At 61.3% G+C, this 19693-nt stretch carries 20 protein-coding genes; 7 read left to right on the plus strand and 13 right to left on the minus strand.

Annotated elements, in window-relative coordinates:
• Window positions 1-47: 47 nt before the first annotated feature.
• The 3 genes from cueR to BLR69_RS24980 form a co-directional block, all read right to left on the minus strand.
• Window positions 48-449 carry a Cu(I)-responsive transcriptional regulator gene (cueR, locus tag BLR69_RS24970; protein ID WP_071493038.1) on the minus strand — a complete coding sequence of 134 codons (402 nt, stop codon included), beginning with the start codon at window positions 447-449 and terminating at the stop codon, window positions 48-50.
• A complete protein-coding gene (locus BLR69_RS24975) occupies window positions 446-2647 on the minus strand; it encodes a heavy metal translocating P-type ATPase (RefSeq protein ID WP_071493039.1) in 2202 nt (733 codons plus the stop codon). The genes cueR and BLR69_RS24975 overlap by 4 nt, the downstream gene beginning before the upstream one ends.
• A 66-nt stretch (window positions 2648-2713) precedes the next feature.
• A complete protein-coding gene (locus tag BLR69_RS24980) occupies window positions 2714-3094 on the minus strand; it encodes a hypothetical protein (protein ID WP_071493040.1) in 381 nt (126 codons plus the stop codon).
• 147 nt (window positions 3095-3241) lie between these two features.
• Between BLR69_RS24980 and BLR69_RS24985 the strand changes: the two genes are divergently transcribed.
• Complete coding sequence (locus BLR69_RS24985) at window positions 3242-3439, plus strand: heavy-metal-associated domain-containing protein (protein WP_071493041.1); 198 nt, start codon at window positions 3242-3244, stop codon at window positions 3437-3439.
• An 85-nt stretch (window positions 3440-3524) separates the two neighbouring features.
• Window positions 3525-4718: a Bcr/CflA family multidrug efflux MFS transporter gene (locus BLR69_RS24990; RefSeq protein WP_058423620.1), complete on the plus strand. Its 1194-nt coding sequence runs from the start codon at window positions 3525-3527 to the stop codon at window positions 4716-4718.
• Window positions 4719-4726: 8 nt separating this feature from the next.
• On the opposite strand, the gene BLR69_RS24995 is transcribed toward BLR69_RS24990, so the two are convergent.
• From BLR69_RS24995 to BLR69_RS25005, 3 genes are all read right to left on the minus strand, one after another.
• The gene (locus BLR69_RS24995) at window positions 4727-4909 is read right to left on the minus strand and encodes a hypothetical protein (protein ID WP_071491563.1); all 183 of its coding nucleotides are present in this window, start codon (window positions 4907-4909) and stop codon (window positions 4727-4729) included.
• Between the two features lie 144 nt (window positions 4910-5053).
• Window positions 5054-6067, minus strand: coding sequence for a zinc-binding alcohol dehydrogenase family protein (locus BLR69_RS25000; protein ID WP_071493042.1), 1014 nt, complete (start codon window positions 6065-6067; stop codon window positions 5054-5056).
• 142 nt (window positions 6068-6209) lie between these two features.
• Window positions 6210-6503: a putative quinol monooxygenase gene (locus BLR69_RS25005; protein WP_058423623.1), complete on the minus strand. Its 294-nt coding sequence runs from the start codon at window positions 6501-6503 to the stop codon at window positions 6210-6212.
• A gap of 118 nt (window positions 6504-6621) precedes the next feature.
• On the opposite strand from BLR69_RS25005, the gene BLR69_RS25010 reads away from it, so the two are divergent.
• Both BLR69_RS25010 and BLR69_RS25015 read left to right on the plus strand, forming a co-directional pair.
• A complete protein-coding gene (locus BLR69_RS25010) occupies window positions 6622-7548 on the plus strand; it encodes a LysR family transcriptional regulator (protein WP_071493043.1) in 927 nt (308 codons plus the stop codon).
• A gap of 137 nt (window positions 7549-7685) precedes the next feature.
• A complete protein-coding gene (locus tag BLR69_RS25015) occupies window positions 7686-8381 on the plus strand; it encodes an ArsR/SmtB family transcription factor (RefSeq protein ID WP_071493044.1) in 696 nt (231 codons plus the stop codon).
• A 15-nt stretch (window positions 8382-8396) separates the two neighbouring features.
• Here the strand turns inward: BLR69_RS25015 and BLR69_RS25020 are convergent, their stop codons facing one another.
• Window positions 8397-9350, minus strand: coding sequence for an adenosine deaminase (locus BLR69_RS25020; RefSeq protein ID WP_027607950.1), 954 nt, complete (start codon window positions 9348-9350; stop codon window positions 8397-8399).
• Between the two features lie 194 nt (window positions 9351-9544).
• On the opposite strand from BLR69_RS25020, the gene BLR69_RS25025 reads away from it, so the two are divergent.
• Window positions 9545-10636, plus strand: a complete 1092-nt coding sequence (locus tag BLR69_RS25025) for a calcium:proton antiporter (RefSeq protein WP_058423626.1) — start codon at window positions 9545-9547, stop codon at window positions 10634-10636.
• 61 nt (window positions 10637-10697) lie between these two features.
• Here BLR69_RS25025 and BLR69_RS25030 read toward each other — a convergent pair whose 3' ends face one another.
• The 6 genes from BLR69_RS25030 to BLR69_RS25055 all read right to left on the minus strand — a co-directional run bounded on the left by BLR69_RS25030 (window position 10698) and on the right by BLR69_RS25055 (window position 16659).
• Entirely contained in the window at window positions 10698-12056 is a 1359-nt protein-coding gene (locus BLR69_RS25030; protein ID WP_071493045.1) for an 8-oxoguanine deaminase, read from the minus strand.
• Between the two features lie 145 nt (window positions 12057-12201).
• A complete protein-coding gene (locus BLR69_RS25035; RefSeq protein WP_071493046.1) occupies window positions 12202-12888 on the minus strand; it encodes an SDR family oxidoreductase in 687 nt (228 codons plus the stop codon).
• 34 nt (window positions 12889-12922) lie between these two features.
• A complete protein-coding gene (locus tag BLR69_RS25040; protein WP_058423629.1) occupies window positions 12923-13504 on the minus strand; it encodes an IMPACT family protein in 582 nt (193 codons plus the stop codon).
• Between the two features lie 12 nt (window positions 13505-13516).
• The gene (locus BLR69_RS25045) at window positions 13517-14176 is read right to left on the minus strand and encodes a TetR/AcrR family transcriptional regulator (protein ID WP_071493047.1); all 660 of its coding nucleotides are present in this window, start codon (window positions 14174-14176) and stop codon (window positions 13517-13519) included.
• An 87-nt stretch (window positions 14177-14263) separates the two neighbouring features.
• Window positions 14264-15658: a uracil-xanthine permease family protein gene (locus tag BLR69_RS25050; protein WP_071493048.1), complete on the minus strand. Its 1395-nt coding sequence runs from the start codon at window positions 15656-15658 to the stop codon at window positions 14264-14266.
• Between the two features lie 80 nt (window positions 15659-15738).
• On the minus strand, window positions 15739-16659 hold the full coding sequence (locus BLR69_RS25055; protein ID WP_038845836.1) for a LysR family transcriptional regulator: 921 nt from the start codon (window positions 16657-16659) through the stop codon (window positions 15739-15741).
• 125 nt (window positions 16660-16784) lie between these two features.
• Here BLR69_RS25055 and BLR69_RS25060 point away from each other — a divergent pair, with 125 nt between their 5' ends.
• On the plus strand, window positions 16785-18134 hold the full coding sequence (locus tag BLR69_RS25060; RefSeq protein ID WP_065900385.1) for an aspartate aminotransferase family protein: 1350 nt from the start codon (window positions 16785-16787) through the stop codon (window positions 18132-18134).
• A 39-nt stretch (window positions 18135-18173) separates the two neighbouring features.
• A complete protein-coding gene (locus BLR69_RS25065; RefSeq protein ID WP_071493049.1) occupies window positions 18174-19667 on the plus strand; it encodes a CoA-acylating methylmalonate-semialdehyde dehydrogenase in 1494 nt (497 codons plus the stop codon).
• Window positions 19668-19693: the final 26 nt, after the last annotated feature.

Consider the following 19693-nt stretch of genomic DNA (forward strand, 5'->3'; position numbering starts at 1 on the left):
GCAATCGGGGGCAAGCCCCCTCCCACATTGGATTTGTGTACATTCGGTCAGGCGCAGCAGCTTCCGGACGCCAGCTCCTTGAGAATCGGACAATCCGGGCGATGATCGCCCTGGCAGTGCTCCACCAGGTCCTGCAAGGTATCGCGCAACTGCCCCAGCTCCAGGATCTTCTGGTTCAACTTTTCGATATGCTGGCGCGCCAAGGCTTTTACGTCGGCGCTGGCCCGTTGGCGGTCCTGCCACAGGGTGAGCAGCTTGCCGACTTCCTCCAATGAAAACCCCAGGTCACGCGAGCGTTTGATAAACGCCAGGGTGTGCAAGTCATCCGCGCCGTACACGCGATAGCCGCTGTCGGTGCGGTGGGCGGCCTTGAGCAGGCCGATGGATTCGTAGTAACGAATCATCTTGGCGCTGAGCCCGCTCTGGCGTGCGGCTTGGCCGATGTTCATGGGCGTTGATCCTCCAGGTCCTTGGGTTTCCAAGTCTTCAACAGTAAGGCATTGCTGACCACGCTGACACTCGACAGGGCCATGGCTGCGCCGGCCAATACCGGGTTGAGCAGGCCGAATGCGGCCAGCGGAATGCCGATCAGGTTATACACAAAGGCCCAGAACAGGTTCTGACGGATCTTGGCGTAGGTCTTGCGGCTGATCTCCAGTGCGGCCGGAACCAGGCGCGGGTCGCCGCGCATCAGGGTGATACCGGCCGCGTGCATGGCCACGTCGGTGCCACCGCCCATGGCGATGCCGATATCGGCGGCGGCCAGGGCGGGGGCGTCGTTGATGCCGTCGCCGACCATGGCCACCACGCCGGTTTTTTTCAGTTCGGCGACCGTGGCGGCTTTGTCGGCGGGCAGCACTTCGGCGTGTACATCCTCTATGCCCAAGGCCTCGGCGACCACGCGGGCGCTGCCACGATTATCGCCGGTGAGTAAATGACTGCTGATGTGCTGGGCCTTGAGTTGCTGTACCGCCTCCAGCGCGCCGGGCTTGAGCGTATCGCCAAAAGCGAACAGCCCCAGCACTCGCGGTTGGGCGCCTTGCGCGATCAGCCAGGACAAGGTGCGACCTTCGGCCTCCCAAGCCTTGGCCGAGTCAGCCAGGTCGCCCGCATTCAAGCCGCTTTCTTCGAGCAGGCGGCGATTGCCCAGGGCCAACTGCTGGCCATTCAGCGTGCCGGCGATGCCGCGGCCGGTCAGGGATTGGCTGGCTGTCACATCGGCTACCTCCAACCCTTGCTCGTTACAGGCATCCAATACGGCTTTGGCCAACGGGTGTTCACTGCCGCGTTGCAGCGCGCCGGCGTGTTGCAGCAGCAGCGCTTCGTTGCCATCCACGGCTGCCAGATGGGCGATTTTCGGTGCGCCGGAGGTGAGGGTACCGGTCTTGTCGAAAACCACGGCGCTCACTTCATGGGCGCGCTCCAGGGCTTCGGCGTCCTTGATCAGGATGCCGTGGCGGGCGGCAACCCCGGTGCCGGCCATGATCGCAGTCGGTGTGGCCAGGCCCAAGGCACAGGGGCAGGCGATCACCAACACAGCCACCGCATTGATGATCGCGGTCTCCAGTGACGCGCCGTACAACCACCAGCCCACCAGGGTGATCAATGCCAGTACCAGCACGGCCGGGACAAACACCTGGCTGACTTTGTCCACTAGCTTCTGGATCGGTGCCTTGGCGGCCTGGGCGTCTTCCACCAGGCGAATGATCCGCGCCAGCACGCTTTCGGCGCCGAGGGCCAGGGTGCGTACCAGCAGGCGGCCTTCGCCGTTGATGGCGCCACCGGTGACTTTGTCGCCAGGTTGCTTCGGCACCGGCAGGCTTTCGCCGCTGATCAACGCTTCGTCGGCGTGGCTTTGGCCTTCGACCACTTCACCGTCCACCGGGAAGCGCTCGCCGGGTTTTACCAGCACCAGGTCATTGAGTTTCAACGCGTTGATGGCGACATCTTCTTCACGGCCGTCGAGCACTCGAATCGCCCGCTCGGGGCGCAGGGCTTCGAGGGCGCGGATGGCGCTGGCGGTCTGGCGCTTGGCGCGGCTCTCCAGGTATTTGCCCAACAGCACCAGGGCGATCACCACCGCCGAGGCTTCGAAGTACAGGTGCGGCGCCATGCCAGGGTGACCGGTGAGCCATTCGTAAATACTCAGGCCGTAACCGGCGCTGGTGCCGATGGCGACCAGCAGGTCCATATTGCCGGCACCGGCCCGCACGGCTTTCCAGGCGGCGATGTAAAAGCGTGCGCCGAAGATGAATTGCACCGGTGTGGCCAGGGCGAACTGCGCCCAGGCCGGCAGCATCCAGTGCAGGCCGAAGGGCTCCACCAGCATCGGCAACACCAGCGGCAGTGCCAGCAGGATCGCCAGCAGCAACGACCAACGCTCTCGGTGTAGGCGTCGTGCTTGATCAACATCGGTGGCGGTTTCGCTTTGGGGCAGGCTGGCGGTGTAGCCGGCTTTGTCGACGGCGGCGATCAGCACGCTGGGGTCCATCTGGCCGAGCACTTCAACATGGGCGCGTTCGTTGGCCAGGTTGACGCTGACGCTTTGCACCCCCGGCACCTTGCCCAGCGCGCGCTCGACCCGGCCGGCACAGCTGGCGCAGGTCATGCCGCTGATGGGCAGGTCAAAGGTGGTGGATCCATTCATGGGGCAGTCCTCCAGGAGAAGTTGCCCCTAGCATCAACCTTGACCTGTGGGGAAGGTCAAGTGCCTTCAGTATTCCAAGGCGGCGGGTTTCAGATACATCCCATCCGGCCCTTGGGCAATGCGCAACTTGCGCACATCACCGACCTTGAGCGTGATGTTCTGCGCTGGCGGCGCCAGCAGGCCCGGCAGGCAACCCGGGGCCTGGCCCGGCAGCAGCTTCAGGCGCAGGGACAGGTTGCCCGCCGGCAGGTTGAACGAGGTGGCCTGCTCCTGGAACAGCCGGCCTGCCAACTGGTCATTCAGGTACAGACCGATCTCGCAGTTGGTCGGCACTTCCAGGCGTTCCCGGGAAATGATCAGCACCGCATAGTCTTCTGCGGCGAGGGCTTGGGGCGCTGCGGCCGACAGGCTCAGCAGGCCGGCAAGGGCAAAAAACGACCAGCGCATGGCGAATGCTCCGTGGTGTGAATCGACGATGGGTGAAGCTTGGCCTTTGAAGCGGCCAAATACCAGCCCGGCAGACATTTGCGGAACTTGACCTTGCCATCGTGGCAAGGTCGAGACTGGGTCCAACCTCATCAAAGGAGTCATGTCATGCAAGTATTCAGCGTTGAAGGAATGACCTGCGGCCATTGCGTTCGAGCGGTGACCCAGGCAGTGCAGAGCCAGGACCCGGCGGCCAGCGTGAAGGTCGACCTGGCGGCAAAGGAGGTGGGCGTTGAAAGCCGCTTGTCCGCCGAGCAAGTGATCGAGGCGATCGCAGAAGAAGGCTATAGCGCCAAGCTTGCCTGAGGCGGAAAAATAGTTAGCGAGCTATCGTGTTCAATGCACCCAAGCGCGGCTAGACTATCGAGCTGCCGACTCACTTGGGTGCCCGATGAACCTCCGCATAATCCTGATCCTGGGTGCCTTGAGCGCCTTCGCGCCGCTGGCGATCGATTTCTACTTGCCAGGCTTTCCGGCCATGGCCAAGGCCTTCGCGACCGATGAAAAACACATCCAGCTGACCCTGGCGGTGTACTTCGGCGGCCTGGCCATCGGCCAATTGATCTACGGCCCGCTGGCTGATCGCTTCGGGCGGCGCGGCCCGCTGCTTAGCGGTGTCACCTTGTTTACCTTGGCGTCCTTCGCGTGCGCCTTTGCGCCTTCACTGGAATGGCTGATTGGCGCGCGTTTCGTGCAAGCCCTGGGCGGCTGCGCGGGCATGGTCATTTCCCGTGCCGTGGTCAGCGACAAATGCGATGCGGTGGGTTCGGCCAAAGTCTTTTCCCAACTGATGCTGGTCACCGGCCTGGCGCCGATCCTCGCACCGTTGGCCGGTGGGTTGATGGTGGGGCTGTGGGGCTGGCAGTCGATTTTCCTGGCGCTGTCGATATTCAGCGTGATGGCGGCCATCGCGGTTGCGGTCGGGTTGCCGGAAACCTTCCCGGCCCATCAGCCGCGCCAGCCGTTGTCCGGCTCGTTGCGTCGCTATGCGGCCTTGTTGTCGGACCGGGTCTACTTGGGCTACGCCCTCACCGGCGGTATCTCGATTGCCGGGATGTTTGCCTACATCGCCGGTTCACCTTTCGTGTTTATCCAACTTTACGGCGTGCCGGCCGAGCATTACGGCTGGCTGTTTGGCTCCAACGCTGCGGGCTTTATCCTGGTGGCCCAGGTGAATGCGCGGCTGCTGTCCAAGCGCGGGCCGGCGTTTCTGCTGTCGCGCAGTGTGTGGGTCTACCTGCTGGCGGCGTTGACGTTGCTGGGCATCGCGGCGTTGCGCACCGATGCGCTGTGGCCATTGCTGGTACCGCTGTTTATCTGCATCGCCAGCCTGGGCTGCATTTTGCCCAATACCTCGGCCTGCGCCATGAGCGGGCAGGGTGCACGGGCCGGTAGCGCTTCGGCGTTGCTTGGCTGCATTCAGTTTGGCGTGGCGGCGGGTGCCGCTTCGTTGGTTGGCGTGTTGCACGACGGCACGGCAATGCCGATGGCCATGGTCATCAGCTTGTGCGGTGTGTTGGCGGTGACGATTGCGATGTCGACCCAGCGCCTGCAACGCAAACGGGCTTTGCAGGCGCAGGTCTGAAAAGCGGGTCAGCCAGCGGCGGAGCGTTGCTGGCTGATGGGAAAACGGTGGGGCGCCTGGATGCGGGCTTGCAGGGTGTCGGCGAAGGCACGGGCCTCGGCCTCGGTGCGGAAGGTGAAGGCGTCCTGGTCGAGACGCACCTGCCATTTATTGCCTGCGGATTTTGCTAACGCTTTTATCAGGATTTTCATTGCTGACTTCCTCACGTAAAAGAATCGTGGCAAAGGCGGCCAATATAAACCTGAATACGCTCACACATATGACAAAGATCAACTCTCTACTAGCGGTGTCGTCCATTACTCACATGAATAATGGACGACCCTGACAGCCGTTTTTCAGAACCCTTCCAGCACGATCTTGCCCTTGGCCTTGCCGCTTTCCAGCAGCGCATGGGCACGGCGCAGGTTGGCCGCATTGATCACGCCGAAGTGCTCGCCTACCGTGGTTTTCAGGGTGCCGGAGTCGATCAGCTCGGCCACGCGGTTGAGCAGGTTGTGCTGCTCGATCATGTCCGGCGTCTCGAACATCGAGCGCGTGTACATGAACTCCCAGTGCAACGACAGGCTCTTGCGCTTGAGCTTGCTGACGTCCAGGGCCTTGGGATCGTCGATCAGCGCCAGCTTGCCCTGGGGTTGCAGGGCTTCCACCAGTTGGTCCAGGTGATGGTCGGTCTGGGTCAGGCTGGCAACGTGGGTCACCTGCGGGTGGCCGGCGGTTTTCAGCGCTTCGCTCAGGGGCTGGCTGTGGTCGATCACCAGGTCGGCACCGAGGGCCTTGGTCCACGCTTGAGTTTCCGGGCGTGAAGCAGTGCCGATCACCTTCAAGGCGGTGAGCTGGCTGGCGAGCTGAGTCAGGATCGACCCTACTCCACCGGCGGCGCCGACAATCAGCAGGCTCTGGCCCTCGTCTTGCTTACCTTCCTGCACTTGCAGGCGCTCGAACAGCAGCTCCCAGGCGGTGATTGCCGTCAGCGGCAGCGCGGCGGCTTCGGCAAAGCCCAGGGTTTTCGGCATATGGCCGACGATGCGTTCGTCCACGGTGTGCAGTTCGCTGTTGCCGCCTGGGCGCACCAGGGAACCGGCATAGAACACCTTGTCACCGGCCTTGAACAGCGTCACGTCGCTGCCGACGGCCTTGACCACACCGGCCACGTCCCAGCCCAGCACCTTGGCGGCGCCGTTTTCCGGGGCGACGTTCTGGCGCACCTTGGTGTCCACCGGGTTGACCGAGATGGCTTTGACTTCCACCAGCAGGTCACGCGGGCCGGCAACGGGGGCTGGCAACTCGATGTCTTGCAAGGCGTTTGGATCGTTGATCGGCAGTGAGGCGTAGTAGGCAATGGCTTTCATAGGGGCTCCAAAAAAAGGTGTATGACCTGTAGGAGCGAGCTTGCTCGCGAAAAACTCAAAGGCGCCGCGTTAAACCAGAGATGCCGCGTCATCGTTGACGATCTTCGCGAGCAAGCTCGCTCCTACAGGAAACGGGTTTTGATCAGGCGAGAAATTTCAGGCGCTTGAGTTCGAAGTGTTCGATCACATCAGCGGCCTTGGCGCGAAAGTTTTGGATATGCGCGCTCTGGTCGTGGTCGGCGAGCGCCGCGTCGTCGCTCCAGCGTTCGAGCATGTAGAAGGTCTCGGGGTGTTGCAGGTCCTGGTGCAGGTCGTACTGTTCGCACCCGGCTTCCAGGCGCGTGGGTTCCAGCAGGTCGCGCAACAAGGGTTCCAGGGTGGCCTGTTGGCCGGGTTTGGCGATCAGCGTGGCAATGACGTTAAAGGCAGTGGACATATTCAACTCCAGACACGTGATGAACGGGATGCACAGATGATTGGCTATTTCCCGCGCAGATAAAAGCGGCTAAAACAGCAGGCTGTTTCAATGAAATTTTGATAATGGGCGGGAATGCATGCTGCGCTTTGACGATTTGCAATTGTTTGTACGGGCGGCAGACCTGGGGAGCCTGTCCGCGGCCGCACGGGTGATGGATTTGTCGCCCGCCGTGGCCAGCGCCGCGCTTAAGCGTATCGAACAGCAACTGGGCACGCGCTTGCTGGCGCGTTCCACCCGCAGCTTGCGCCTGACCGCCGAAGGCGAGGGCTTCCTGGAGTATGCCCGTGCTGCGTTAAGCTCGTTGGACGAGGGGCGCCGTTTATTGGCTAGCGGCCAGGACCATGTCAGCGGTGTGCTGCAGCTGTCGGCCCCGTCGGACTTCGGGCGGAACCAGTTGCTGCCGTGGCTGGATGAATTTCAGCGTGAGTACCCGCAGCTCACCGTGCGCCTGCTGTTGGGCGATCGGATTGCCGATCTGTTTCGCCAGCCGGTGGATATTGCCCTGCGTTACGGTGAGCCCGAAGATTCGAGCCTTATCGCGCTGCCGGTCGCGCCGCAGAACGTACGTGTGCTGTGCGCCTCCCCCAGCTACCTCGCTCGCTATGGTCAGCCTCGGCATCTGGAGCAATTGGCCCAGCACAATTGCCTGCTCTATATGCTCGGAAGCCGGGTCCATGACCACTGGACGTTCCACGACGGCAAACGTGAAGTGAGCTTGACCGTCACGGGCGACCGCTTCAGTGACGATGCCGACGTGGTCCGGCGTTGGGCGGTGGCGGGCGTGGGTATTGCCTACAAATCCTGGCTGGATGTCAGCACCGATGTGCTCGCGGGGCGCTTGCGCCTGATCCTGCCGGAGCTGCGTGGTGAGCGCACGCCGCTCAATCTGCTGTGTGCCCATCGTGCGCAACTGAGCAAGCCCATCAACCTGTTGCGGGAAATGCTCGTGTCTCGCTGTACGACATTGACCGCTCAATTGCCGGAGCGATTGAGCGCTACGTAGCGCCCTCCATCACAGCAGGAAATTTCACTCAGGTCCTGTCCCTATCCACGCTGTCAGACGTCGTGGAACCGATGGTTTGCGCCCCTATACTTTGGCTCCCACATCAGTAGAAAAATAAGTCAACAGGGAGTGAAAAGATGGAAGCAGCACCTTGCATCAGTCAGATCGCCAGCTTGCTTGCCGAGCCTAAACGCACCGCCATGCTGTGGGCCTTGATGGACGGTTCAGCCAAGTCGCCGGTAGAACTGGCGACGCTCGCCGGGTTGTCCGCGACCTCCGCCCATGCACACCTGGCGCGACTGACCGCAGGCGGTTTGCTGCGTGTGGAAGCCAGGCGTGGCAAGCGCCTGTTTCGCGTGGCGGCGCCGGATGTCAGTGCAGCCATCGACGCCCTGGCCAGGACCACCATGGCCTGCGCAGCGCGCAGCGCGCCGGATGCTTTGCCGCCGACCCTGCTTGCTCCGCCGTCGTTACGTCATGCCCGTTTGTGCCATGGGCACCTTGGTGGCGAGTTGGGGGCGCAGTTATATCAACATCTGCTGGAAGCAGGCTGGATCGAGCGCTACGAACAGCGTACCGAGGTCACGGTGAAGGGCGCGAAACGCTTGGCAAAACTGGGGATTTTTACCCAGGCATTGGCATCGCCGCTGGTGTGCAGCTGCTTTGACTGGAGCCAGCAGCAGCCGCACCTGGGTGGTGCGTTGGGGGCGGGGTTGTTGCAACTGTTTTTGCAGTCGAACTGGATCAGCGTGATCAATGAGTCCCAGGCCTTGCAGGTTCATGCCATCGGGCGAAAGGAAATCACCCGATTGGCCGTGCCAGCAAGGAGCTGACCGTGTAGATGCCGGTTACGGTTTGACCAGTCGCGCATCCAGGCTGTTTTGCGCCAGGCGTTTGGCCTGGTCCTGGGTCATGCCCAGTGAGGTGTACAACGCGTGGAAGTTCTCGGTGACATAACCGCCGAAGTACGCCGGGTCATCCGAGTTCACGGTCACCTTCACACCACGTTCGAGCATGTCGAGGATGTTGTGCTGGGCCATGTCGTCGAACACGCACAGCTTGGTGTTGGACAGCGGGCACACGGTCAGTGGGATCTGCTCGTCGATGATGCGCTGCATCAGGCGCTCGTCTTCAATGGCACGCACGCCATGGTCGATACGCTGGATTTTCAGCAGGTCGATGGCTTCCCAGATGTACTCCGGCGGGCCCTCTTCGCCGGCGTGGGCAACGGTGAGGAAGCCTTCGTGACGGGCACGGTCGAACACTCGCTGGAACTTGCTCGGTGGGTGGCCCATCTCCGAGCTGTCCAGGCCCACGGCGACGAACGCGTCACGGAACGGCAGGGCCTGGTCGAGGGTTTTCTCGGCTTCGGCTTCGCTCAGGTGGCGCAGGAAGCTGAGGATCAAGCCGCTGGTGATGCCCAGTTGCTGCTCGCCATCTTTCAGCGCAGCGGCGATGCCGTTGAGCACGACTTCGAAGGGTATGCCACGGTCGGTGTGGGTTTGCGGGTCGAAGAAGGGTTCGGTGTGGATCACGTTCTGCGCTTTGCAGCGCAGCAGGTAGGCCCAGGTCAGGTCGTAGAAGTCCTGGGAAGTGCGCAGCACGTCGGCGCCCTTGTAATACAGGTCGAGGAATTCCTGCAGGTTGTTGAAGGCGTAGGCCTTGCGCAGGGTTTCGACGTCGTTCCACGGCAGCGCAATCTTGTTGCGCTCGGCCAGGGCAAACAGCAGCTCCGGCTCCAGCGAGCCTTCCAGGTGCAGGTGCAGTTCAGCCTTGGGCAGGGCGTTGAGCCAATCGTACATTTTCTAAATTCTCATCAGGTGCAATGGCGGCATTCTACAGGCCATGGCTGAAATAATCGGCAAAACCTGACCAGCAGGATTGTTTTCGTTGCATTCGCGCAAGGGCCTTGTGAACTAAGGTGTAACGAAACGTTAGCGGCTCGGCGCAGTCTGTACCCCATCAATGACTGATTTGCCGTACTAAAAGGCCCGGAATGCTCACATCCCTCAAGCAAGAAAAATTCATGCTGCTGGCGCTGATTGCCGCCATCGCCGCCTACCCGCTGGAGCACTGGATGCTCAATAGCGGGCAAATCACGGCGCTGTTGGCCGGCGTGGCGCTGATCGGCTTTATCGTGGTGGCGTCGATGCGCGTGGCCCATCACGCCGAGCAACTTGCGGAAAAGGTCGGTGACCCCTACGGCACCATGATCCTCACCCTCGCCGCCGTACTGGTGGAAGTGGTGATCCTGGCGATCATGATGAGCAACGAGCCGTCGCCCACCCTGGTGCGCGACACCATCTATTCGGCGGTAATGCTCGATATCAACGGGATTCTCGGCCTGGCCGCGCTGATGGGCGGCATCAAGCATGGTGAACAGTCTTACAACGACGATTCGGCACGCACCTACAGCGTGATGATTCTCACCGCCATGGGCGTGTCGATGGTGGTGCCGGAATTTATCCCCGAAGCCGACTGGAAAATTTACTCAGCCTTCACCATCGGCGCGATGGTGGTGTTGTACACCCTGTTCCTGCGCATGCAGGTGGGGCCGCACAGTTACTTCTTCAGCTATAGCTATCCGGAAAAACGTCGCAAGAAGTTGCCGGAAGAACAGGAGGCGCCGCCGGTCAATCTGGCGTTTTCCATCGGCACGTTGGTGTTTGGGGTGATTGTGATCGGTGCGCTGGCCGAGGTGATGTCCAAGACCTTGGACCTTGGCCTGGAAGGCACGGGTGCACCGCCAGTGATCACGGCGATCGTGGTCGCGGCCATTTCGGCTGCACCGGAGATTCTGACCGCGTTGCGTGCTGCGCTGGCGAACCGCATGCAGTCGGTGGTGAATATTGCGCTGGGGGCTTCGCTGTCGACGGTGATCCTGACGGTGCCGGTGATGGAGGCCATGGCGCTCTACACCGGCCAGCCGTTTCAGATGGCAATGACGCCGGTGCAAACGGTGATGGTGTTTATCACGCTGATTGTCAGCGCGATCAACCTCAACGATGGCGAAACCAACGCCATCGAAGGGATGACCCATTTTGTGTTGTTTGCGACCTTTATCATGTTGTCGCTGTTGGGGCTCTGAATCACCGAGAAACAGTGTGGGAGGGGCTTGCCCCCTCCCACATTTTTAATCGGCGTCTGGTCTAGGTTCCGGCGATCAACTGGCGCGCGGCCTGGGTGTGATCGGCGATCAGGCCCTTGAGGTCCAGGCCTTCGACCTGGCCATCGATCACGCGCCATTTGCCGCCGATCATCACCCGATCCGCGCGGTCTGCACCGCACAGCAGCAACGCCGAAATCGGATCATGACTGCCAGAGAAACGCAGTTCATCAAGCTTGAACAGCGCCAGGTCAGCCTGTTTGCCTACGGCCAATTCGCCGATATCGGTACGCCCCAGCAACTGCGCCGCCCCCTTGGTCGCCCAACCCAGCACACCTTCCGGGGTAATTTTTTCCGCACCATAACGCAGCCGTTGGATATACAGGGCCTGACGGGCTTCGAGGATCATGTTCGACGCATCGTTGGACGCTGAACCGTCCACGCCCAGGCCGATAGGCGCGCCCGCTGCGAGCAGGTCCAGGGTCGGGCAGATGCCGGAGGCCAGGCGCATGTTCGAGCTTGGGCAATGGCAGATGCCGGTGCCGGCGGCGCCCAGGCGCGCGATTTCATCCGGGTTGAAGTGAATGCCATGGGCCAGCCAGGTGCGCGGTCCGAGCCAGCCGACGCTGTCCAGGTAGTCCACGGTGCGTAGGCCGAAACGTTGCAGGCAGAAGTCTTCCTCGTCGAGGGTTTCCGCCAGGTGGGTGTGCAGGCGTACATCCAGGCGATTGGCAAGTTCAGCACTGGCCTCCATGATTTCCGGGGTGACGGAAAACGGCGAGCAGGGTGCCAGGGCAATCTGGATCTGCGCGCCGTCGCCACGCTCGTGGTATGCGCGGATCAGGCGCTGGCTGTCTTCGAGGATGACCTGGCCTTGCTGCACGGTCTGTTGCGGCGGCAGACCGCCGTCGGCCTCGCCCAGGCTCATGGAACCGCGGGTGAGCATGGCGCGCATGCCCAGTTCGCGCACGCTTTGCACTTGCACGTCGATGGCGTTTTCCAGGCCCTCGGGGAACAGGTAGTGATGGTCTGCCGCCGTGGTGCAGCCCGATAGCAACAGTTCGGCCAACGCCACTTTGCTGGCCAGTGCGAGTTTTTCCGGGGTGAGCCGTGCCCATACCGGGTACAGGGTTTTCAACCAGGGAAACAAGGGCTGATTGACCACCGGCGCCCAGGCGCGGGTCAGGGTTTGATAGAAATGATGGTGGGTGTTGATCAACCCGGGCAGGACCACATGTTCACGGGCGTCGAACACCTGCGCGCAGGGCAGCGCGGGTTCTTGGCCCTGGGCCAGGACTTCGGTGATCACACCGTCCTGCAGCACCAGGCCGCCACGGGCATCGAGGCCATTGGCGGTGAAAATCGCGAGGGGTTTTTTTAACCAGATACGGGTCGCAGGCATTGGCCGGCTCCTCTGAATGATGGGTTCAGGTTTGCCAGCTCAGTGTTGCCCTGTCTGCTGATCCAGGGTCGCCGGTGAAGGCGAGGGGGCAGTCTACGCGCGGATCGTTATCGACGGCAATCGGTCGATAACAATCCCGCACCGCTTACCAGGCGATGGTGTCGCCTTTGTAGTCGATGAAGTGATGACCACCTTTGCCGGTGTAGGCGTTCACCTGGTCGACCAGGCCGCGCACGCTGGTGTCGACATCGATGTGCGCGTTTTCACCGCCCATGTCGGTCTTCACCCAGCCCGGATGCAGCGACAATACGGTCAGCTTGTGATCACCCAACTGAGTGATGAAGCTGTTGGTCATGGAGTTGAGTGCCGCCTTGCTGGCTTTGTATAGCGCCAGGTCCGAGCCGTCGGGGATGGTCACGCTGCCCAGCACCGAACTCATGAACGCCAGTACGCCAGTGTCCTTACGGATTTGCCCGACGAAGCGCTGGGCCAGGTTGATCGGCGCTACGGCATTGGTGAAAAACAGTTGGCCGACTTCGGCCAGGGTGGCGTGGCCCGGCTCCTGGTTGGCAGGGCCCTTGACGCCGGCGTTGACGAACAGCAGGTCGAAGGTGCGGGCCTTGAGGCGTTGGCTCAGGGCGATCACGGCTTGCTGATCGTCCATGTCGAGTTTCTCGATCTGCACCGGCCCAACGGCTTTCAGCGCATCGGCCTTGCTCGGGTCACGCACGGTGGCGGTCACGTCCCAGCCGTCCTGAAGCAGTTGCTTGACCAGGCCAAGGCCCAGGCCGCGGGAGGCGCCGATGATCAGTGCGGTTTTTGGCGTAGACATGAAAAGCTTCCTTTAGCGTCGCGGTTCACGGAGTTCAGCGTTGTAGCAGGATACGCCCACGGCTGAGGTCGGCGAGTTGAATTTGCAGGGTATCGATATGCGCTTCGCCCAAGGCCAGTTGCAGCTCGACGCCGTTGGCGGTGAAGGTTTCTTCGACCACCAGTCCACCCAGCTCAGCCACACGCAATTTCACCAGGTTCAACTCGGCGAAGCCACAGGCGCAACTCAAGGGGACACGGCTGATCAGTTCGATGCGGTCGGCCGTTTGCAGGCACTTATTCGCGCCACCGCCGTAGGCCCGGGCGAGGCCGCCGGTGCCCAACTGGATGCCGCCGTACCAGCGAATCACCAGCACCGCCACCTGATCAAAACCCTGTGCCTCGATGGCCGCCAGGATCGGCCGCCCGGCGGTGCCGCCGGGTTCGCCATCGTCGTTGCTGCGGTATTGATCGGCCAGTTTCCAGGCCCAGCAATTGTGCGTGGCGTTCAAGTCGCTGTGTTGCTCGAAAAACGCCTGGGCGTCTTGCGGGCTGGTAATCGGTGCGGCGAGGGTGATAAAGCGGCTTTTGCGTATTTCTTCGCGAAACTCGCAAAGGCCGGTGAGCGTGAAAGGCATAAGTCGCTTCGTTTAATGGGCGGGCTTGATGCCGCAGCCCTTGAGGATGATGTGGATCAGGTTGGTGCCGGCGTCTTCCATGTCCTGCTTGGTCAGCTTGGTGCGACCGGTGACGCGGCAGATCTGGGTGGCGAAGTCGGCATAGTGCTGGGTGCTGCCCCACAGCAGGAAGATCAGGTGCACGGGGTCTATCGGGTCCATCTTGCCGGCGTCGATCCAGGCCTGGAACACGGCTGCCCGGCCGCTGAACCAGGCGCGGTAGTCCTGGCTGAAATATTCGGTGAGGCATTCGCCGCCACTGATGATCTCCATGGCGAAGATTCGCGAAGCCTGCGGCTGGCGCCGCGAGAACTCCATCTTGGTACGGATGTAGCGGGTGAGCGCCACGGCGGGGTCATCCTCGGCGGTCAGCGTGTTGAAGGTGCTGTCCCACAGTTCGAGGATATTGCTGAGCACCGCGATATACAGGCCCAGCTTGTTGGTGAAGTAGTAATGCAAGTTGGCCTTGGGCAGCCCGGCACTGGCTGCGATGGTGTTCATGCTGGTGCCTTTGTAGCCATGGCGCGCGAACTCGTCTTCAGCTGCCTGCAGAATCGCTTGTTCGTTCTTTTGCCGAATGCGGCTGGCGGGCTTACCGGCGTGGTTGCTGTGGGCAGGAACTTCGAGGCTCATGGAGGTTTCCGTGCTGATCGATTGAGACGACGTGTGCACAGATAACCCACCCTCAAGCCTCAGACAAGTCCTGATGCAATAAAACCGTCAAAGCGGTTCCAGGCTGTCGCTTTCCGGCGCTTTGTTTGCGGCAGCGTTGGGGGCCTTGCTTTCCGGCAGCAGCAAGCACAATACGATGGCCGTCAGCCCGCCGCTGGTGATAGCGGAGTCAAACAGGTTTTGTATGAGCGTCGGCATCAGATCCAGCAGGTTCGGTTGGGCGGCGATGCCGAGGCCGACGCCAAACGAAGTGGCGATGATCAGCATGCTGCGCCGGTCCAGCGGTGCCTGGGCGAGGATGCGCACGCCGGCGGCGGCGACACTGCCGAACATCACCAGCGTCGCGCCGCCCAATACCGGCTTGGGGATTTGCTGTAGCACTGCGCCAATCAGTGGAAACAAACCGAGGCAAAACAGCACCACGCCGATGTACAGGCCAACGTAGCGGCTGGCCACGCCGGTAAGTTGGATCACGCCGTTGTTCTGCGCGAAGGTGGTGTTGGGGAAGGCGCTAAAGGTAGCGGCGAGCATGCAGCTCACGCCATCACCGAGTACGCCGCCCTTGAGTCGGCTTATATAAGAAGGGCCACTGATGGGTTGGCGGGCGATCATGCAGTTGGCGGTGAGGTCGCCGACGGTTTCGATGCTGCTGATCAGATAAATCAGCGCGATTGGCAGGAAGGCGCTCCAGTCGAAGTTGAAACCAAAGCGGAACGGGATCGGCAGGCTGACCAGCGGCAGATCGGGCAAGGCTTGAGGCACCAGCTTGCCGCTGAACCAGGCAGCCAGACTGCCGAGGGCGAGGCCGATGATGATGGCTGAGAGGCGCACCCAGGGAGTGTTAGAGCGGTTGAGCAGAATGATCGTCAACACCACGAACAGGCCCAGCGCCAGGTTGGTGGGGGCGCCGAAGTCGGGGGCGTTGAAGCCGCCGCCTAGGTCGGTGATACCGACCTTGATCAAGCTGATGCCGATCAGGGTGATGACAATTCCGGTTACCAAGGGCGTGATGACCCGGCGCAGTTGCCCGATAAACCGGCTCAACACGATCTGTACCACGGCGCCGAAAAAGCACACGCCGAAGATCATCGCCATGATGTCTTCCGGGCTGCCGCCGCGTTGTTTCACCAGAAAACCCGCCGACAATACCGCGCCCAGAAAAGCGAAGCTGGTGCCTTGCAGGCAGATCATCCCGGCACCGATACCAAATGGCCTGCGCGCCTGGATGAAGGTGCCGACACCCGAGACCATCAGCGCCATGCTGATCAGGTAAGGCAAATGGGCGGTGAGGCCCAGGGTGGAGCCGATGATCAGCGGTGGGGTGATGATGCCGACAAATGCAGCGAGTACATGTTGCAGTGCGGCGAGAAAGGCAGGCGCAGGTTTCGGGCGGTCGTTGAGGCCGTAGATAAGGTCGCTGCTGTTGGACGCTTCTGGTGGCATGGCGGGCAAACTCAAGGTCTATGTCCTTGGGTTGTTGCAAAAAGCTGTCCAACTGCTCAGCTTTTAGCTGCGAGGCCGAGTTAACGGGTTGCCGCGAGACTTTCCAGGAAGCTTTCCAGCACCAAATGGGGGCGCCGGCCTTTGCGCGTGACCGATGCGAGGCTTAAATCGTAAAAACGTGTAGCCGGTTTCAGTGCTCGCAGTCGGCCTTGCTGTACCCACAGGCTCGCGTAGTGGTCGGGCAGGTAGCCGATGTAACGGCCGGTGAGGATCAGGAACGCCATGCCTTCGCGGTCGGAGGCGCTGGCGGTGCAGTTGAGCGCCTGGTAATGGGCCTGGATCTCGGCGGGCAGGCGGAAGGTCGGGGCGATGGCGTCCTGGGCATCGATGCGTGCATCGTCGAGTTGCTTGTTGTCGGCGTAGAACAACGGGTGGCCGACTGCGCAGTAGAGCAGTGAGCGTTCGCTGTACAGCGGCTGGTATTCCAACCCCGACAAGGCGCTGGCCTGGGGCACTACGCCAACATGCAGACGGCCATCGAGTACGCCTTGCTCGACTTCGTTGGGGGCGATCATACGGATCTGGATCTGCACGTCCGGCCCGCGTTCCTTCAACTGTGCAAGCGCATGGGTGATGCGCATGTGGGGCAGGGTGACCAGGTTATCGGTAAGGCCGATGATCAGCTCGCCGCGCAGGTGCTGGTGCAGGCCATTGACCTCGGTGCGAAAGCTTTCCAGGGCACTCAGCAGTTGCAGGGCCGACTGGTAGACCTCGCGGCCCTCTTCGGTCAGGGAAAAACCGGCGCGGCCGCGTTGGCACAGCCTTAGTCCGAGGCGTTGCTCCAGGTCACTCATTTGCTGGCTGATCGCCGAGCGCCCGATGCCCAGCACGGTTTCCGCTGCTGAAAAGCCGCCGCACTCCACCACGCTGCGAAAGATGCGCAGCAGGCGGATATCGAAGTCGCTGACTTGGGCCAGGGGATCGGGTCGACGGCTGCTCATAGTTTAGTGAAGGCCTGACTGAAGGTTAGAAGAGTTGAATTTCACCGACTTTATCGCCGTGGCAATTTAGCTGCAACAACGCTTTTCAATCCCGACGCTGCCTTTTGCCCTGCGAGGTTTTGCTGATGAACATGCCCGAAAACGCCCCATCGTCCCTGGCCAGCCAATTGAAGTTGGACGCGCACTGGATGCCGTACACCGCCAATCGTAACTTCCAGCGTGACCCGCGGCTGATTGTGGCCGCCGAAGGAAGCTGGTTGACCGATGACAAAGGCCGCAAGGTCTATGACTCATTGTCGGGCCTGTGGACCTGTGGTGCCGGGCATACGCGCAAGGAGATTCAGGAAGCAGTCGCCAAGCAGCTGGGCACGTTGGACTACTCGCCGGGCTTCCAATACGGTCATCCATTGTCCTTCCAATTGGCGGAAAAGATCACCGACCTGACCCCTGGCAACCTGAACCATGTGTTCTTCACCGACTCCGGCTCCGAGTGCGCCGATACCGCCGTGAAGATGGTGCGTGCGTACTGGCGCCTGAAGGGCCAGGCCACCAAGACCAAGATGATTGGCCGCGCCCGTGGCTATCATGGTGTGAACATTGCCGGTACCAGCCTGGGTGGCGTCAACGGCAACCGTAAGCTGTTTGGCCAGGGCTTGATGGACGTTGACCATTTGCCGCACACCTTGCTGGCGAGCAATGCCTTCTCCCGTGGCATGCCGGAACAGGGCGGTATCGCGCTGGCAGACGAACTGCTCAAGCTGATCGAATTGCACGACGCGTCGAACATCGCCGCGGTATTTGTCGAGCCAATGGCCGGCTCCGCGGGTGTGCTGGTGCCGCCACAGGGTTATCTCAAGCGTCTGCGTGAGATCTGTGATCAGCACAACATCCTGCTGGTGTTCGATGAAGTGATCACCGGTTTCGGCCGTACCGGCTCGATGTTCGGTGCCGACAGCTTCGGCGTGACCCCGGACCTGATGTGCATCGCCAAGCAAGTCACCAACGGCGCGATCCCGATGGGCGCGGTGATTGCCAGCAGCGAGATCTACCAGACCTTCATGAACCAGGCGACGCCGGAGTACGCGGTGGAATTCCCCCACGGCTACACCTACTCGGCGCACCCGGTGGCCTGCGCGGCTGGCCTGGCGGCATTGGACCTGTTGCAGAAGGAAAACCTGGTGCAGAGCGTCGCTGAAGTTGCCCCGCACTTTGAGAATGCGCTGCATGGCTTGAAGGGCAGCAAGAACGTGATCGACATCCGCAACTACGGCCTGGCCGGCGCGATCCAGATTGCCCCGCGTGATGGTGATGCCATCGTGCGTCCGTTCGAGGCTGGCATGGCCTTGTGGAAAGCCGGTTTCTACGTGCGCTTTGGCGGTGACACGCTGCAGTTCGGGCCAACCTTCAATAGTAAGCCGCAGGACCTGGATCGCCTGTTCGATGCGGTCGGCGAAGTGCTTAACAAGATCGACTGATTTCTCCTTCTATATAGAACAACTTTTCAGGAGCCCCGCATGAGCCTTATCCAGCATTTGATCAACGGTGAGTTGGTCAATGATTCCGGCCGTAGTGCCGACGTGTACAACCCGTCGACCGGCCAGGTGATTCATCAAGTGCCGTTGGCCAGTCGTGAAACCATCCAACAGGCGATCGACTCCGCGAAGGCAGCGTTCCCGGCCTGGCGTAATACGCCGCCGGCCAAGCGTGCGCAGGTGATGTTTCGTTTCAAGCAATTGCTGGAACAGAACGAAGCGCGTATCTCGCAATTGATCAGCGAAGAGCATGGCAAGACGCTAGAAGATGCCGCCGGTGAATTGAAGCGCGGTATCGAGAACGTCGAGTACGCGTGCTCGGCGCCGGAGATTCTGAAGGGCGAGTACAGCCGTAACGTAGGACCGAACATTGATGCATGGTCAGATTTCCAGCCGCTGGGCGTGGTGGCCGGTATTACGCCGTTCAACTTCCCGGCGATGGTGCCGCTGTGGATGTACCCGCTGGCGATCGTTTGCGGTAACTGTTTCATCCTGAAGCCATCGGAGCGTGATCCGAGCTCGACATTGCTGATTGCACAACTGCTGCAGGAAGCCGGGCTGCCCAAAGGCGTGCTCAGCGTGGTGCACGGTGACAAGGGCGCGGTGGATGCGCTGATCGAAGCGCCGGAAGTGAAAGCGCTGAGCTTCGTGGGCTCGACGCCGATTGCTGAGTACATCTATTCCGAAGCAACCAAGCGTGGCAAGCGCGTACAGGCATTGGGTGGGGCGAAGAACCACGCGGTGCTGATGCCGGATGCAGATCTGGATAACGCCGTCAGCGCTCTGATGGGGGCAGCATACGGCTCCTGCGGTGAGCGTTGCATGGCGATCTCGGTGGCGGTGTGCGTGGGCGACCAGGTGGCGGATGCGTTGATCGCCAAGCTGGTGCCGCAGGTCAAGGCACTGAAGATCGGGGCGGGGACGTCGTGTGGCCTGGATATGGGGCCGCTGGTGACCGGTCAGGCGCGGGATAAGGTGAGTGGCTATATAGAAGACGGTGTCTCAGCGGGCGCCAAGTTGGTGGTTGATGGGCGTGGGCTGAGTGTTGCGGGCCATGAAGAAGGTTTCTTCTTGGGCGGTAGTCTGTTTGATCATGTGATGCCTGAAATGCGTATCTACAAAGAAGAGATCTTTGGGCCCGTGTTGTGTGTGGTGCGGGTGGATAGCCTGGAAGCGGCCATGCAACTGATCAACGATCATGAATACGGTAACGGTACGTGTATCTTCACCCGTGACGGTGAGGCGGCACGTCTGTTCTGTGACGAGATTGAAGTAGGTATGGTGGGCGTGAACGTTCCATTGCCGGTGCCGGTGGCGTATCACAGCTTTGGTGGCTGGAAGCGCTCGCTGTTTGGCGACCTGCATGCCTACGGGCCGGATGGGGTGCGTTTCTATACCCGTCGCAAGGCGATTACCCAGCGTTGGCCGCAGCGGGCCAGTCATGAAGCCTCGCAGTTTGCTTTCCCTAGCTTATAAGTAGTGCTGAAAGCCGGCCCCTTGGG

Origin of the sequence: Pseudomonas azotoformans (genome assembly GCF_900103345.1) — a bacterium.
GTDB classification, from domain to species: Bacteria; Pseudomonadota; Gammaproteobacteria; order Pseudomonadales; family Pseudomonadaceae; genus Aquipseudomonas; species Aquipseudomonas azotoformans.

What these genes read in the sequence shown, in the direction of transcription:
- BLR69_RS25050 (WP_071493048.1), bottom strand. Translation starts at nt 15,658, where the DNA reads ATGCCACCAGAAGCGTCCAACAGCAGCGACCTTATCTACGGCCTCAAC.
- cueR (WP_071493038.1), bottom strand. Translation starts at nt 449, where the DNA reads ATGAACATCGGCCAAGCCGCACGCCAGAGCGGGCTCAGCGCCAAGATG.
- BLR69_RS25000 (WP_071493042.1), bottom strand. Translation starts at nt 6,067, where the DNA reads ATGAAAGCCATTGCCTACTACGCCTCACTGCCGATCAACGATCCAAAC.
- BLR69_RS25035 (WP_071493046.1), bottom strand. Translation starts at nt 12,888, where the DNA reads ATGTCTACGCCAAAAACCGCACTGATCATCGGCGCCTCCCGCGGCCTG.
- BLR69_RS24995 (WP_071491563.1), bottom strand. Translation starts at nt 4,909, where the DNA reads ATGAAAATCCTGATAAAAGCGTTAGCAAAATCCGCAGGCAATAAATGG.
- BLR69_RS25030 (WP_071493045.1), bottom strand. Translation starts at nt 12,056, where the DNA reads ATGCCTGCGACCCGTATCTGGTTAAAAAAACCCCTCGCGATTTTCACC.
- BLR69_RS25040 (WP_058423629.1), bottom strand. Translation starts at nt 13,504, where the DNA reads ATGCCTTTCACGCTCACCGGCCTTTGCGAGTTTCGCGAAGAAATACGC.
- BLR69_RS25025 (WP_058423626.1), top strand. Translation starts at nt 9,545, where the DNA reads ATGCTCACATCCCTCAAGCAAGAAAAATTCATGCTGCTGGCGCTGATT.
- BLR69_RS24985 (WP_071493041.1), top strand. Translation starts at nt 3,242, where the DNA reads ATGCAAGTATTCAGCGTTGAAGGAATGACCTGCGGCCATTGCGTTCGA.
- BLR69_RS25015 (WP_071493044.1), top strand. Translation starts at nt 7,686, where the DNA reads ATGGAAGCAGCACCTTGCATCAGTCAGATCGCCAGCTTGCTTGCCGAG.
- BLR69_RS25055 (WP_038845836.1), bottom strand. Translation starts at nt 16,659, where the DNA reads ATGAGCAGCCGTCGACCCGATCCCCTGGCCCAAGTCAGCGACTTCGAT.
- BLR69_RS25005 (WP_058423623.1), bottom strand. Translation starts at nt 6,503, where the DNA reads ATGTCCACTGCCTTTAACGTCATTGCCACGCTGATCGCCAAACCCGGC.
- BLR69_RS24980 (WP_071493040.1), bottom strand. Translation starts at nt 3,094, where the DNA reads ATGCGCTGGTCGTTTTTTGCCCTTGCCGGCCTGCTGAGCCTGTCGGCC.
- BLR69_RS25065 (WP_071493049.1), top strand. Translation starts at nt 18,174, where the DNA reads ATGAGCCTTATCCAGCATTTGATCAACGGTGAGTTGGTCAATGATTCC.
- BLR69_RS25045 (WP_071493047.1), bottom strand. Translation starts at nt 14,176, where the DNA reads ATGAGCCTCGAAGTTCCTGCCCACAGCAACCACGCCGGTAAGCCCGCC.
- BLR69_RS25010 (WP_071493043.1), top strand. Translation starts at nt 6,622, where the DNA reads ATGCTGCGCTTTGACGATTTGCAATTGTTTGTACGGGCGGCAGACCTG.
- BLR69_RS25020 (WP_027607950.1), bottom strand. Translation starts at nt 9,350, where the DNA reads ATGTACGATTGGCTCAACGCCCTGCCCAAGGCTGAACTGCACCTGCAC.
- BLR69_RS24990 (WP_058423620.1), top strand. Translation starts at nt 3,525, where the DNA reads ATGAACCTCCGCATAATCCTGATCCTGGGTGCCTTGAGCGCCTTCGCG.
- BLR69_RS25060 (WP_065900385.1), top strand. Translation starts at nt 16,785, where the DNA reads ATGAACATGCCCGAAAACGCCCCATCGTCCCTGGCCAGCCAATTGAAG.
- BLR69_RS24975 (WP_071493039.1), bottom strand. Translation starts at nt 2,647, where the DNA reads ATGAATGGATCCACCACCTTTGACCTGCCCATCAGCGGCATGACCTGC.